The sequence below is a fragment of the Bradyrhizobium sp. AC87j1 genome, from assembly GCF_002936975.1.
In the GTDB taxonomy this organism is placed as follows: Bacteria; Pseudomonadota; Alphaproteobacteria; order Rhizobiales; family Xanthobacteraceae; genus Bradyrhizobium; species Bradyrhizobium shewense.
The window spans coordinates 38748-52140 of record NZ_PTFE01000032.1; the positions used below are offsets into that span (position 1 = coordinate 38748).

Below are 13393 nucleotides of genomic sequence, written 5' to 3' on the forward strand. Positions count from 1 at the left end.
GACGATGGCTTCGCCATCGCGCAGGGATGACGGGTCTGCTATCGTGACACAGGACCGAACACAGCCCTCCCCCGAAGACTCCCTCATCGCGCGCTATTTCAAGCCGCTGGCGACCGATCCCGGTGCGTTCGGTCTGGTCGATGACGCTGCGGTGCTGTCGTCGTCCGGCGACGAAATCGTCGTTACCACCGACGCCGTCGTCGAAGGCGTGCACTATCTTGCCACCGATCCCCCTGACACCATCGCGCGCAAGGCGCTGCGGGTGAATCTGTCCGATCTCGCCGCCAAGGGCGCGACGCCGGCGGGATTCGTGCTGACACTGGCGCTTCGGAGCAAGGAGGATGCCTGGCTCCGGCCCTTTGCGGACGCGCTGGGCGAAGACGCAAAGGAATTCGCTTGTCCGCTGCTCGGCGGCGACACGGTCTCGACGCCGGGCCCGCAGATGATCTCGATCACCGCCTTCGGCCACGTGCCGCAGGGGCGGATGGTCGGCCGTACCGGCGCGAGGCCAGGCGATCGCATCCTGGTGACCGGCACGATCGGCGACGCCGCGCTCGGCCTCGACGTGCTCACGGGCGGTGCCGCTGCCGCAGCGCTCGCGACCGATCCCGCTGCAAGGGAAGCCCTGGTCTCCCGCTATCGCGTGCCGCAGCCGCGCAACCCGCTGGCACGGGCCGTGCGCGATCACGCGACCGCGGCAATGGACGTCTCCGACGGGCTCGCCGGCGATTTGACCAAACTCTGCGCAGCATCCGGGGTCTCCGCCACGGTCGACGTAACCAGCGTGCCGTTCTCGGCCGCGGCAGCAAGCCTGGTCGCTCGCAATGTCACTTGCGTCGAGACGCTGCTTGCGGGGGGCGACGATTACGAGGTGCTGTGCACCGTCCCGCCGGCGCAGGTCGATGCGCTGATGGCCGCGGGGCGGGCGGCCGGCCTTGCCGTCACCGCGATCGGCACGATCGTCGCGGGCAAGCAGGGGCCGCGTTTCCTGGACGGGCAGGGCCAGGAATTGGTCTTGAGGCGGCTGTCCTACAGCCACTTCTAGGAATTGCTCCAAACCGGCATCTTAGTTCGCTGCACTTGGCCTAAATACCTGCCGAGATCGGCGTTTTCGGCCTTATCCGGCGTTGCACCCTCAATTTGATTTTGGCAAGCTTGCTACCGACTAAGGCCGCCCCTTTTGGGCAAGGGGCGGCTTTGTTCGAAATCAAGGCGCCGCACCGCTCGACGGACAACAAAAGGCGCCGGGGGTACATCAAGGATCTGAGGCAAAAATCACATGACAGCATTATGGTTGATAGTGCTCTGCGGAGTGCTTTCCGTCGTCTACGCGATTTGGGCGACGTCTTCGGTGTTAAGCGCGGATGCGGGGTCGCCGCGCATGCAGGAGATCGCGGGAGCGGTCGCTGAGGGTGCACAGGCGTATCTGCGGCGCCAGTACACGACGATCGGCATCGTCGGCGTGGTCATCTTCCTCTTGCTTGTCTATTTCCTCGGAATCTACGTCGCCATCGGCTTCCTGATCGGCGCCGTCCTGTCGGGGGCGGCCGGCTTCATCGGCATGAATGTCTCGGTCCGCGCCAATGTGCGGACCGCCCAGGCGGCGACCACCTCGCTCGCCGGCGGCCTCGAGCTCGCCTTCAAGGCAGGCGCGATCACCGGCATGCTGGTGGCAGGTCTCGCATTGCTCGGAGTGACGCTCTATTTCGGCTTCCTGGTGCATTCGCTGAAGCTTGCGCCGGACAGCCGTACCGTCATCGACGCCATGGTGGCACTCGGCTTCGGCGCCTCGCTGATCTCGATCTTCGCCCGTCTCGGCGGCGGCATCTTCACCAAGGGTGCGGACGTCGGCGGCGACCTCGTCGGCAAGGTCGAGGCCGGCATTCCCGAGGACGATCCGCGCAATCCGGCCACCATTGCCGACAACGTCGGCGACAATGTCGGCGACTGCGCCGGCATGGCCGCGGACTTGTTCGAGACCTATGCGGTGACCGCGGTCGCCACCATGGTGCTCGCCGCGATCTTCTTCGCCAAGACGCCGATCCTCGCCAACATGATGACGCTGCCGCTCGCGATCGGCGGCATCTGCATCATCACCTCGATCATCGGCACCTTCTTCGTGAAGCTCGGGCCGAGCCAGTCGATCATGGGCGCGCTCTACAAGGGCCTGATTGCGACCGGCATCCTGTCGCTGATCGGCATCGCCGGCGTGATCTACAGCCTGATCGGCTTCGGCAAGCTTGATGGCGTCGACTATACCGGCATGGCGCTGTTCCAATGCGGCGTGGTCGGCCTCATCGTCACCGCGCTGATCATCTGGATCACCGAATACTACACCGGCACCGACTATCGGCCGGTGAAGTCGATCGCCCAGGCCTCGGTGACCGGCCACGGCACCAACGTGATCCAGGGCCTTGCCGTCTCGATGGAAGCGACCGCGCTCCCCGCGATCGTGATCATCGCCGGCATCCTGGTCACCTATAGCCTCGCCGGCCTGTTCGGCATCGCGATCGCGACCGCCACCATGCTGGCGCTGGCCGGCATGGTCGTCGCGCTCGACGCGTTCGGCCCGGTGACGGACAACGCGGGCGGCATCGCCGAGATGGCGGGCCTGCCGAAGGAGGTGCGCAAGTCGACCGATGCGCTCGACGCGGTCGGCAACACCACCAAGGCGGTCACCAAGGGCTACGCGATCGGCTCGGCCGGTCTCGGTGCCCTCGTGCTGTTTGCGGCCTACAACCAGGACCTCAAGTTCTTCGTTGCAGACTCCGCGCGCCATCCCTACTTCGCCGGCGTCAATCCGGACTTCTCGCTCAACAACCCGTATGTGGTGGTGGGCCTGCTGTTCGGCGGCCTGCTGCCGTACCTGTTCGGCGCGATGGGCATGACCGCGGTGGGCCGTGCCGCCGGTGCGATCGTCGAGGAGGTCCGGCGTCAGTTCCGCGAGAAGCCGGGCATCATGCAGGGCACCGACAAGCCTGATTACGGCAAGGCGGTCGACCTGCTGACCCGGGCGGCGATCAAGGAGATGATCATCCCCTCGCTGCTCCCGGTGCTGTCGCCGATCGTCGTCTACTTCCTGATCTACGCGATCGCGGGCGGCGGCGTGGCCGGCAAGTCGGCGGCGTTCTCCGCCGTCGGTGCTATGCTGCTCGGCGTCATCGTGACGGGCCTGTTCGTCGCGATCTCCATGACCTCGGGCGGCGGCGCCTGGGACAACGCCAAGAAGTACATCGAGGACGGTCATTTCGGCGGCAAGGGCTCTGACGCCCACAAGTCGGCGGTGACCGGCGATACCGTCGGCGATCCCTACAAGGACACGGCGGGTCCCGCAGTGAACCCGATGATCAAGATCACCAACATCGTGGCCTTGCTGCTGCTGGCGATCCTGGCGCACTGAGCGGCGAAGACGAGACAAGACAAAACCCCGCGGTGCGAGCCGCGGGGTTTTTGTTTATGAGGCTTCGCTCTATCCGCGTTCCCCGGACGCCGCGCAGCACGAAGTGGTGCGCTGCAGATCCGGGGTCCACGTTCGCGCGGCTGGGTCCCGGCTCAGCGGAGCAGCGTTACACGCTGCACCGCGTCCGGGACACGAGTCCTACTGCACGTCCATCTGCAGCCCTTCCTTCTGGATGATGCCGGCGAACTTCTTCGTCTCGGAATCCACGAAGGCGGCGAACTGCTCCGGCGTGCCGTAGTCGGCGCGGGCGCCCATGGCGGCGATCTGCTTCTTGATGTCGTCGCGCTCCAGCATCGCCTTGACCTGGAGATTGAGCGCGCTCAACACCTCGGGCGAGACGCCCTTCGGCAGGAAGACCGAGAACCACGACGAGACGTCGAAATTCGCCAGCTCCGGTGCGCTCTCGCGCATGGTCGGCAGGTCTTTCGCGAGGTCGCTGCGCTCGGTGGTGGTGACGCACAGACCGTTGAGCGTGCCGTTCTGCACCTGCGGCAGGCTCGGATAGAGATTGTCGAACAGGATCTGGATGTCGCCGGCCAGCGCGGCCTGGAGCGCGGGGCCCGCGCCGCGGAACGGGATGTGCGTCATCTTGAGGCCGGTGAGCTGGAGGAACCAGGCGCCGGTGAGGTGAGGGCTCTGGCCGACGCCGGAGGAGGCGTAGCTGAGCTTGTCCGGATTGGCCTTGAGATAGGCGATCAGCTCGGCGACCGATTTGATGCCGGTCTTCGGATGCGCCGACACGATGTTCGGGATCCGGATCATGTTGGAGACCGGCTGGAGCTGGTCCGGCTTGTAGGTCAGATTCTTGAAGATGCTGTAGGCGATCGCGTTCGGACCGGGATTGCCGACCAGGATGGTGTGGCCATCGGGCTTGGCACGAACCACCTCGGCGGTGCCGATGGTGCCGCCGCCGCCCGAGCGGTTTTCCACGACAGCCGACTGGCCCCAGGCGGTTTGCAGATGCGCAGCCAGGAGCCGGCCCAACACGTCGGTCGAGCCGCCGGCCGCAGCCGGCACGACGAGGCGGACGTTTTCGGTCGGCTTCCAGTCGGCAAGGCTCGATCGCGGCAGGATCGCTGCGGCCGAAAGGCCGGCCATTCCGGTGAGCACGCGACGTCGGGACAAAGTCTTAGGCACGAATCCACTCCCTGCTTCTTTCTTTGCAGGGAGGGTAGGAAACCGCAGATGCGACGGCAAGTCGCGCGCGGCGGTCAGTGCCGCGCGGAGGGCGGCACGACGCCGCAGGCGAGGGCCATATACCTTCCGGCGGAATTGGAAGGCGTTTTGGATGCTTGTCTTGAAGCATTTTCCTGATGCGAGCCGGTCACCGGCTTCGCCCGAAAACGCTCCGGGGACTCAGTTAAAGCTGAGCAGCTTGAACAGCGGCGTGAGGTAGTTCATCTCCTGGCCCGACGTCGGCGTGGTGCGACTGATGAAGTCGAAGATCTTGCCGTCCTGCAGGCCGTAATTCGCGAGGCGCCGCACGCGCCGGTTCTTGTCGAAATAGATCGCGATGACGCGCTGGTCGACCACCTTCTGGTTCATGAAGGCGACCATGCGCTCCGAGCGCTGCGAGATGTAGTAGAACACTTCGCCGTCGAGGGTCGCGACCGTGGAGGGCGTGCCCATCACGATCAGCACCTGGTCCTGGCTCGCGCCGATCGGAATCTGCTCCAGCGCGCCGGGCGGCAGGATGTAACCCTTCTGGAATTGCTCGCCGGTGCAGCCCGTGAGCGCGGCGCCGACCAGGGCGACGGCGGCGAGCATGCGCAAGCCGCGCCAGCGTGCATGAAGGCCGCGCCGCTTGTCCGCGCGCAGGCTGATCTGGTTCGTTGTCGTCATAGCGGAACTGATTCCGTCCCCTTGCGTCGCGCGAGGCGCTGAAGTACCGGGCTGGGCGTCTGAATGCAACTCGCGCGCGCCCCCTTGCGGAAACCACAATGCTTTGGCCGTTCAATCACTTCAGGAAACCCCGGCTAACCCCGTCGGGCACCATTGAAGCCATCTATGGCATGATCGTGACGCAGGCGCGAGAACCCATATTTTACCGCGACTTGGGCGTGCCCGATACGGTTAACGGGCGTTTCGACCTGTTGCTGCTGCATCTGTGGCTGCTGCTGCGGCGCCTGCGCGCGGTCCAGGGCGCCACCGCAGGAGCCTCGGAGCTGTCGCAGGCGCTGTTCGACCGGTTCTGCGAGGACATGGACGACAATCTGCGCGAGATGGGGGTCGGCGACCAGACCGTGCCGAAGCGGATGCGAGCCTTCGGCGAGGCGTTTTACGGCCGCGTGCAGGCCTATGACCAGGCCATCGAGGCCGGCGGCGAGGCCCTGGCAGAGGCGATCCGCAAGAATATCTTGAACGGGACCGACCTGGACCAGGCGAAGCGGCTGGCGGCCTATGCGCGGGCCACCGAGGCCGATCTCGGCCGGGCCGACGAGGCTGCGCTGCTGCGCGCCTCCTTCAGGTTTCCTCCAGCGCTTCCCGAGGGCGACACGCCATGAGCCGACCCAATACCGGATCCGAGCCCGATCCCTGGCGGGCCCCCGTCATCGTCGCGCAAATCCCCGACACCGGCCTGCATCGCAAGCTCGAGGCCTCGGCCGCCGAGCGGCAGGCGATGGCCGAGCTTGCGGGCCTCCGCGAAGTCCTGTCGGCCGAGGCCGACTTCGACGTGGTGCCCCGGAGCGGCGGCCGGGTCCAGGTGACCGGCAGCGTCCGGGCCCGAATCGGCCAGACCTGCGTGGTCACGCTCGATCCGATCGAAAGCGAGATCGAGGAGGAGGTGGACCTGGTGTTCGCCCCCGAGGCTGAGGCGCGGCGTCTCGCCGACCTGATCGCAGAGGGGCAGGACGACAAGGAGCCGCCGGAGGTCGCCGACCCGCCGGAGCCGATCGTGGGCGGCATCATCGACCTCGGCCGGCTCGCCACCGACGCCCTGTTCCTGGCGGTCGATCCCTATCCGCGCAAGGAGGGGGTCGTGTTCGAGGCGGAGGTCACCGCCCCCGATCCGGAGGACCATCCATTCGCAGCCCTGAAGGCGCTGCAAGACAAGAAGAAGGGCAAATAGCTGAGCATTCCCGGGAACACCGCTTTGCTACGGGACGCGAGGTGCTTGCGTGGATGGTTTGAAAGGCTGATTTATCTACTTGATTTCGATGTGCTTCCTGTGAATTTGCGGTTTGGCCGCCGGATCGCCCTGGAAGCAAAAGGCTGGGGGCAAGAGGTTGTTTCGGGGTAACAAAACGCTATTGTCGCGCCCCGGCCCGGGTGCGGCGTGGCGCTTGGCCAGCCGCCATGTCCGTGGCGAACTCATTTTGCGGTCCCGCTGATCCAAGACCGCACCAGACCAGGTTTCCAGGACTTTTATGCCAAGCAAGGTTCGCATCGCGCTGGACGCCATGGGGGGCGACGCCGGCGCCGCCGTGGTCATTCCCGGCGCCGCCATCTCGCTTCAGAGGCATCGCGGGACCGAGTTCCTGCTGGTCGGGGACCGCGCCAGAATCGAGCCCGAGCTTGAGAAGCATCCGGCTCTCAAGGCCGCTTCGAAAATCATCCACACCGACGTGGCCGTCAGCGGCTCGGACAAGCCGAGCCAGGCGCTGCGGCGCGGCCGCAAGACCTCCTCGATGTGGCTTGCCATCGATGCCGTGAAGAAGGGCGAGGCGGATGTCGCGGTTTCCGCCGGCAATACCGGCGCGCTGATGGCGATGTCGCGCTTCCATCTGCGCACGTTGCCGGGGATCGACCGCCCGGCGATCACGGGCGTTTGGCCGACCAAGCGCGGCGATTCCATCGTGCTCGACCTCGGCGCAACCATCGGCGGCGACGCGCACCATCTGGTGTCGCTCGCGGTGATGGGCGCGGCGATGGCAAGCGTGCTGTTCGACAAGAAGCGCCCCACGGTCGGGCTGCTCAATATCGGGGTCGAGGAGATCAAGGGGCACGAGGAGATCCGCGAAGCCGGGGAAATCCTGCGCGCGAGGAACCTGCCGGAACTCGACTATATCGGTTTCGTCGAGGGCGACGGCATCGGCAAGGGGCACGCCGACGTCATCGTGACCGAAGGTTACAGCGGCAATATCGCGCTCAAGGCTGCCGAGGGAACCGCGCGGCAGATGGCGGAATTGTTGCGCGAAGGGATGCAGCGGAGCTGGATGTCCAGGCTCGGCTACCTCTTCGCCCGCGACGCCTTCCAGGCGCTGCGCAACAAGATGGACCCGAACAAGTCCAATGGCGGCGTGTTCCTGGGTTTGAACGGATTAGTGGTCAAGAGCCACGGCGGAATCAGCGCCGAAGGCTTTGCCTCAGCGATCGATGTTGGCTATGAGATGGTCAAATTCGATCTCCTGAACAAGATCAATCAGATGCTCAACCGCGAAGGTGGTGCACTCAATTCCGTGCAGGCCGCGCAGGAGGCTGTTTCGTGACTCAGATTCGTTCGGTCGTGCTGGGCTGCGGCTCTTATTTGCCGGAGCGGGTGGTGACCAACGCCCAGCTGGCGGCGCGCATTGATACGTCCGATGAGTGGATCGTGCAGCGCACCGGCATTCGCGAGCGGCACATCGCGGCCGAGGGCGAGTTCACCTCGCATCTGGCGATCAGGGCGGCGCAGGCTGCGCTGACCGACGCCGGCATGGACGCGCAGTCGATCGACCTGATCGTGCTCGCGACCTCGACGCCGGACAACACCTTCCCGGCGACGGCGGTCGCCGTGCAGCACGGGCTCGGTATCACCCACGGCGCGGCCTTCGACCTCCAGGCGGTATGCTCCGGCTTCGTGTTCGCGCTCGCCACCGCCGACAATTTCCTCCGCACCGGCGCCTTCAAGCGCGCGCTGGTGATCGGCGCGGAGACCTTCTCGCGCATCCTCGACTGGAACGACCGCGGCACCTGCGTGCTGTTCGGCGACGGCGCCGGCGCGGTGGTGCTGGAGGCGCAGGAGCAGCCGGGCAAGGCGGCGACCGACCGCGGCATCGTCACCACGCATCTGCGCTCCGACGGCCGCCACAAGGCAAAGCTGTTCGTCGACGGCGGACCGTCCTCGACCCAGACCGTCGGCCATCTGCGCATGGAGGGCCGCGAGGTCTTCAAGCATGCGGTCGGCATGATCACCGACGTCATCGTCGATGCCTTCCAGGCGACCGGGCTCAATGCCGAGACCATCGACTGGTTCGTGCCGCACCAGGCCAACAAGCGAATCATCGACGCCTCCGCCCACAAGCTCCACATCGCGCCGGAGAAGGTGGTGCTGACCGTGGACCGTCACGGCAACACCTCAGCCGCCTCGATTCCGCTGGCGCTGTCGGTGGCCCGCAAGGACGGCCGCATCAAGAAGGGCGACATGGTCCTGCTGGAGGCCATGGGCGGCGGCTTCACCTGGGGCTCCGCGCTCGTGCGCTGGTAGAGCAACAGTCGATAAAATTTTGCCGGATTTGGCCGCAAGATCGATGCGTCTGCATTGATGAGCGCTGTTGACCGCCGTATCGTAACCTCATAATTTCAGACAACAATTGTTCGCCGTGATGTGGGGCAGGGCGATGACCGATCAAAGTAAAACCGTAACGCGTGTCGATCTCTGCGAAGCCGTCTACCAGAAGGTGGGCCTGTCGCGCACGGAATCGTCCGCCTTCGTGGAACTCGTGCTGAAGGAGATCACCGACTGCCTGGAGAAGGGCGAGACGGTGAAGCTGTCCTCGTTCGGGTCCTTCATGGTCCGCAAAAAGGGTCAGCGCATCGGCCGCAATCCGAAGACCGGCACCGAGGTGCCGATCTCGCCGCGCCGGGTCATGGTGTTCAAGCCGTCGGCGATCCTCAAGCAGCGGATCAACGGCCAGCACCGCGCCAACGGTGACGCCAGCAAGGCTCCACAAGAGGCGTAACGCCTCTCGCAAAGGATTTGGCATTTGGACAAGGCGCCGGATGCGTTCCGAACCATCAGCGAAGTAGCGCAGGAACTCGACATTCCGCAGCACGTGCTGCGGTTCTGGGAGACCCGCTTCTCCCAGATCAAGCCGATGAAGCGCAGCGGCGGCCGCCGCTATTACCGCCCCGACGACGTCGACCTGCTCAAGGGCATCCGCCGTCTGCTCTACGGGGAGGGCTACACCATCCGCGGGGTGCAGCGGATCCTGAAGGAGCACGGCGTCAAATCGGTGCAGGGTCTCGCCGACAGTGCCGCCGCGGTCTCGTTCGGCGCCATCGAGGACGCCATCGGCGCCAGCCTGATGGAGCCCGACGACGAGGAGGCGCCGATCAAGGGCGTCGCCGACACCGACGATGACGACTACCAGGGTGACGAAGAGGAAGGCATCGACTTCCGCTTCACCGAGGTCGACGACGAGGAAATCCTCACCACCTTCCGCAAGGGCGGCACGACTGCCGCGCCCGCCGGCCCCAGCGCCATCGACCGGGAACGGCTAGGGCGTGTCCTCGCCGACCTCGTCGCCTGCCGCGAGATGCTGGATCAGGCGCTGAAGGACGGGTAGGGCCTTTTCGGGGGCCCTGCGGGCAGTTCCGGGGACTTGAGGCCGGGACGCCAAAATGCTGCGGCCTCGCCTTGCGCAAAGCAGCGATCCTAGCTAATGGAACGACGTTCGGAGCGTGGCGCAGCCCGGTTAGCGCACTAGTCTGGGAGACTAGGGGTCGGAGGTTCAAATCCTCTCGCTCCGACCAAAATCTTAAACATTTTCAAAGCTGTGTCAGGGCGGTCGGTTTACAACAGGCCGCCCGTTTACATGCAGTTTACAATTTGTGTTCCTGCAGCGTTCTCAATCGAGCGCTGGCGCAGGCCGATTCTCGCGGTAAAGTAGATGAAATCAAATTTTCGCCTCATCATTAATTGTTCGTCATGGTTTGTTGACTTAAATGGCAACGCTACTAGAGTTATCCAATGATGCTGGACCTCTCTACCGACTGGATGCGTTGGACGCCAATCAGCAGGCGTTTCGATGCATCTATCTGTCTCAGAAGCTCAAGTCTTGGATGGAGAATGATCTGCCCGCGCTTCAAGCGACCTGGGCGACCGAGCTGAGTTGCCAGGAGCAGGTGGCTGAGTTGGTTGAAATGTTCTGTGCGGGTGAAGAGCTCGACGCTGGCACGCAGTTTCATGCACTGCGACCCATCGACCGCGGTGTGTGGGAGTTAAAGACCGGTGACGTGAGGATATTCGGATGGTTTCCGAAGAAAGATCATTTTGTGGGCGTCGTCGCGCATGATGCCTACCGAGTGAAGTTTCACGACCTTTATTTGGGTTTGGTGGGGGAAGTCGTGCGCTTTCGTGACGCCTTAGACCTTAACGAGCCTAAGTTTGTTTCTGGAGAAGACCCCCATGCCGTCGTTTCGAATTGCCGTTGAGCCCAATAGAAGGGCGGCTGCGAGATTTGTGCAGCAAGTCCGGAGAGCATTGCAAAAGGCGCTGGAGGAAGAACAGCGAAAGCGCGGCCTTTCCCAAGCGGAAATCGCCCGTCTCTTGAAGGTCAATCGGTCAGTCATCAACCGGGAGCTAAAGGGGTTCAAGGACATCACGCTCGGCAGAGTGGGCGAGCTCGCTTGGGCGCTGGGGCGACAACCGCGCTTCTCAATTGAGGACGCAATTCACGTTGCAGGAGCAAACCATCCCGATCTCCACGGCAGCGGTCCTAATACTCCGGTTATATCGACGGCTTCAGCCAGCAGTTCTAACGCTGGCGTTTACAACGTTCCTGGCCCCTTTGCGTCGGCTGCGTAATCATGGACTCAAGAACTGCCTCGGTCATTGTTTGCGATGACGCACTGTTTGGGCTGACTGGAAAGGCCTTCCTAAACGGCGTCTACACCACCGACATAATGATCCCTGGTGAACTTCTGATGGTTCAGCAGCTTGTGTTTTACTTCACCGTGGAGACGCCCAAGGCCAAACCGTTCAAGAGCGTTACTCTCAGAGTTTCTCCTCCGGGCTCTGTACCGTCTCAAGTCGAAGTGCCTCTCGCATCCTTACAGGCAGCACAAAATCCAAATCGTCCGAGTATGATCCTAAGGGGCCCTTTGTTAATCCAGCAGCTCGTGCTTCGGCCTGGTAAAATAGAGGCAAAAGTCATCACGGAAACGGAAGAGCTGGACGCGGGTGGGATTTGGGTTGTTTCCGGAGGCGCGCAGCCGCCGCGGCCCGATTAGGGTGTCCGGGAGCTAATCCTTCTTCGCCTCTTAGGCTTCTTCTCGGCCAACTCAGTGGCCGCTCGTTCGTCTACAAGCTCTTTAATGAATTCGCCGATTGCATCGTGGAGATCCTCTGCCCAATTCAACGACTTGATCATCTTCGAAATCTCAGGCCCCTCCTTCACCATGAAATGGTACGTGGCGTGGCGCATCGCCTTTAGGTACGCCATGTGTTCGTTGAATAGCCTCTGAACTCGCTTGTCTTTGAGCTTGAGCTTGTGAAAGCCCTCTACGACTGCGAAGAGAGCTGAAAGCCAGTGGCAGAGGAAGGTGTCGAACTCCCAACCTTCTTCCGCATCCCAGATGGCTTGTGTGTTGCCCTGATGGTAATCTTTTATGCTGTGCAGCAAGTCGTGCATTAGACGCGCGCGAAACCAGTAGTACGCGAGCTGCTTCAGTGCTGCGTCGTCGACCATTGCTGATACCGCTCATCAAGTCGAATTCATCAATATTGGCATAAGCAAAGCTGTCTTCTTATCGTTGCTCTTGTGTCCCGTCTCTGCGATCTCGAAACAGCTCGAGCTTTGCAATCGCGTTCGCGGCGAGTATGCCACGTCGTGCAAGATAGACGTCGATCATTTTCTGCGCTCTGTCGACGCTCCAGCAGAGCGCCTCGGCAATCTCCGGTGCCGTCGCGCCGGCTTCGGCTAGCAGTGTCGCTGCAGTGCCGCGGTTGTCGTGGAAATTGAGGTCAGCGGTCCGGACGAAATCGTTACTCTTGGCTGCGTTGATCGCATCGAGCTTGTCACAATCTTCGCGCCACTGCTCGTTGAAATACCGCTTGCTATAGGCCTTTCCCGTTGCCGTCAGCATCACGAGCGCGCCGACCTTTGTTTCCTTCAGCGCGTCCAGATGCGCCTTCAGCTCGCGCGTCGCCGGAATCCAGAGCAGCTTCCCCGTTTTGGTCGACCGGATCTGTACGCGGCTTCCATCATAGCGCGTCCAAGAAAACTTGCGAACATCGCTGGCACGCATCGCAGTGTTTCGAACTAACACCATGGCGGTCACCATCGCCGCCCGCGCGGTGCGCATGAATTGCTGCTGCAGCTCTTCCGGCCACGTCAGCTCCGACCTGTGGCTCTTGTAGAGCCGCGCGAACGTATCGAGCGGATTGAACTTGATGACGGCTTTCTCTTTCGCAAATGAAAGCACACGAGCAAGCGCCGCGACCAGGTTGTCCGCCGAACGCGGCGACGCCTTCCCGAGCTCGTTATGCCAGGCGAGCGCGTCCTTGCGAAACTCGAGCGCGTCGTCGGCATCATTGAATGCCGCAACAGGGCAGGTGCCCCAGCGCACCTCGAGCCGCTTTAGCTTCCAGATATACTGCTTCCGGCTTTCCTCGCTGAGCCCGTCGAAATAAGCGGACCGATCGAAGTGCCGAATGAGCTGCAGGAAGGTGCCTTCGCCCCTCGTGCGCATCTTCCTTTCGGCATCTGCATAGGTCTCAGCAAGCCTTGCTTCATCGAGCGGAAGGCCGGTCGCGCGATGGTAGAGATAGACCTTGATAGATCCGTCCGCCTGACGCTTCTTGACGCGATGGATGCCCTTCAACTTAAGGGGCTTATTAGGCAGCCTCGGTCTTCCGCGCATGCTGCGCCTTCCAGCGCTGATAGGGGGTAAGCTCGGCCTCCGACTCTGTCACAAGACCGGAAGAACAGTCCAGCGCACGATCAAGCGCTTTCCGGTCCCACCGGGTGGTGCCTGGGATCGGGCCCGGGACGATGCCCTTCGCTCGCC

Annotated in this window: 14 protein-coding genes and 1 tRNA gene; 11 read left to right on the forward strand and 4 right to left on the reverse strand. The window is 63.2% G+C overall.

Annotation, left to right across the window (positions count from 1 at the left end; all coding sequences use genetic code 11):
- Nucleotides 1-4 precede the first annotated feature (4 nt).
- Nucleotides 5-1045 (forward strand): thiamine-phosphate kinase, encoded by a 1041-nt coding sequence (gene thiL / locus CV770_RS18310; protein ID WP_201759911.1) that lies wholly within the window; start codon nucleotides 5-7, stop codon nucleotides 1043-1045.
- A 234-nt stretch (nucleotides 1046-1279) separates the two neighbouring features.
- Entirely contained in the window at nucleotides 1280-3400 is a 2121-nt protein-coding gene (locus CV770_RS18315) for a sodium-translocating pyrophosphatase (protein WP_104463283.1), read from the forward strand.
- A 198-nt stretch (nucleotides 3401-3598) separates the two neighbouring features.
- Here CV770_RS18315 and CV770_RS18320 read toward each other — a convergent pair whose 3' ends face one another.
- The gene (locus tag CV770_RS18320; RefSeq protein WP_104463284.1) at nucleotides 3599-4597 is read right to left on the reverse strand and encodes a Bug family tripartite tricarboxylate transporter substrate binding protein; all 999 of its coding nucleotides are present in this window, start codon (nucleotides 4595-4597) and stop codon (nucleotides 3599-3601) included.
- Between the two features lie 219 nt (nucleotides 4598-4816).
- On the reverse strand, nucleotides 4817-5302 hold the full coding sequence (locus CV770_RS18325) for an outer membrane protein assembly factor BamE (RefSeq protein ID WP_201759912.1): 486 nt from the start codon (nucleotides 5300-5302) through the stop codon (nucleotides 4817-4819).
- 98 nt (nucleotides 5303-5400) lie between these two features.
- On the opposite strand from CV770_RS18325, the gene CV770_RS18330 reads away from it, so the two are divergent.
- From CV770_RS18330 to CV770_RS18375, 9 genes are all read left to right on the forward strand, one after another.
- Nucleotides 5401-5964 (forward strand): ubiquinol-cytochrome C chaperone family protein, encoded by a 564-nt coding sequence (locus CV770_RS18330; protein ID WP_091965194.1) that lies wholly within the window; start codon nucleotides 5401-5403, stop codon nucleotides 5962-5964.
- Entirely contained in the window at nucleotides 5961-6530 is a 570-nt protein-coding gene (locus tag CV770_RS18335; RefSeq protein ID WP_091965196.1) for a YceD family protein, read from the forward strand. The genes CV770_RS18330 and CV770_RS18335 overlap by 4 nt, the downstream gene beginning before the upstream one ends.
- Before the next feature lie 298 nt (nucleotides 6531-6828).
- Nucleotides 6829-7890: a phosphate acyltransferase PlsX gene (gene plsX, locus CV770_RS18340; RefSeq protein WP_091965198.1), complete on the forward strand. Its 1062-nt coding sequence runs from the start codon at nucleotides 6829-6831 to the stop codon at nucleotides 7888-7890.
- A complete protein-coding gene (locus CV770_RS18345) occupies nucleotides 7887-8867 on the forward strand; it encodes a beta-ketoacyl-ACP synthase III (protein WP_104463285.1) in 981 nt (326 codons plus the stop codon). Before plsX ends, CV770_RS18345 begins: the two co-directional genes overlap by 4 nt.
- 133 nt (nucleotides 8868-9000) lie before the next feature.
- Nucleotides 9001-9342, forward strand: a complete 342-nt coding sequence (locus CV770_RS18350) for an integration host factor subunit alpha (protein ID WP_026202294.1) — start codon at nucleotides 9001-9003, stop codon at nucleotides 9340-9342.
- A 24-nt stretch (nucleotides 9343-9366) separates the two neighbouring features.
- A complete protein-coding gene (locus tag CV770_RS18355) occupies nucleotides 9367-9948 on the forward strand; it encodes a MerR family transcriptional regulator (protein ID WP_104463286.1) in 582 nt (193 codons plus the stop codon).
- A gap of 109 nt (nucleotides 9949-10057) precedes the next feature.
- Nucleotides 10058-10135 (forward strand) — tRNA-Pro (locus tag CV770_RS18360).
- Nucleotides 10136-10327: 192 nt separating this feature from the next.
- Nucleotides 10328-10816 (forward strand): hypothetical protein, encoded by a 489-nt coding sequence (locus tag CV770_RS18365; RefSeq protein WP_104463287.1) that lies wholly within the window; start codon nucleotides 10328-10330, stop codon nucleotides 10814-10816.
- A 375-nt stretch (nucleotides 10817-11191) separates the two neighbouring features.
- Complete coding sequence (locus CV770_RS18375) at nucleotides 11192-11614, forward strand: hypothetical protein (RefSeq protein WP_104463289.1); 423 nt, start codon at nucleotides 11192-11194, stop codon at nucleotides 11612-11614.
- On the opposite strand, the gene CV770_RS18380 is transcribed toward CV770_RS18375, so the two are convergent.
- Nucleotides 11611-12072 carry a hypothetical protein gene (locus CV770_RS18380; RefSeq protein WP_104463290.1) on the reverse strand — a complete coding sequence of 154 codons (462 nt, stop codon included), beginning with the start codon at nucleotides 12070-12072 and terminating at the stop codon, nucleotides 11611-11613. The genes CV770_RS18375 and CV770_RS18380 overlap by 4 nt on opposite strands.
- A gap of 58 nt (nucleotides 12073-12130) precedes the next feature.
- Complete coding sequence (locus tag CV770_RS18385; RefSeq protein WP_245453779.1) at nucleotides 12131-12952, reverse strand: tyrosine-type recombinase/integrase; 822 nt, start codon at nucleotides 12950-12952, stop codon at nucleotides 12131-12133.
- Between the last annotated feature and the right edge of the window lie 441 nt (nucleotides 12953-13393).

Excerpts from the sequence above, each read along its gene's own strand:
- thiL (WP_201759911.1), top strand. The coding sequence starts at position 5 with ATGGCTTCGCCATCGCGCAGGGATGACGGGTCTGCTATCGTGACACAG.
- CV770_RS18315 (WP_104463283.1), top strand. The coding sequence starts at position 1,280 with ATGACAGCATTATGGTTGATAGTGCTCTGCGGAGTGCTTTCCGTCGTC.
- CV770_RS18325 (WP_201759912.1), bottom strand. The coding sequence starts at position 5,302 with ATGACGACAACGAACCAGATCAGCCTGCGCGCGGACAAGCGGCGCGGC.
- CV770_RS18330 (WP_091965194.1), top strand. The coding sequence starts at position 5,401 with ATGCTTTGGCCGTTCAATCACTTCAGGAAACCCCGGCTAACCCCGTCG.
- CV770_RS18335 (WP_091965196.1), top strand. The coding sequence starts at position 5,961 with ATGAGCCGACCCAATACCGGATCCGAGCCCGATCCCTGGCGGGCCCCC.
- plsX (WP_091965198.1), top strand. The coding sequence starts at position 6,829 with ATGCCAAGCAAGGTTCGCATCGCGCTGGACGCCATGGGGGGCGACGCC.
- CV770_RS18350 (WP_026202294.1), top strand. The coding sequence starts at position 9,001 with ATGACCGATCAAAGTAAAACCGTAACGCGTGTCGATCTCTGCGAAGCC.
- CV770_RS18365 (WP_104463287.1), top strand. The coding sequence starts at position 10,328 with ATGGCAACGCTACTAGAGTTATCCAATGATGCTGGACCTCTCTACCGA.
- CV770_RS18375 (WP_104463289.1), top strand. The coding sequence starts at position 11,192 with ATGGACTCAAGAACTGCCTCGGTCATTGTTTGCGATGACGCACTGTTT.
- CV770_RS18380 (WP_104463290.1), bottom strand. The coding sequence starts at position 12,072 with ATGGTCGACGACGCAGCACTGAAGCAGCTCGCGTACTACTGGTTTCGC.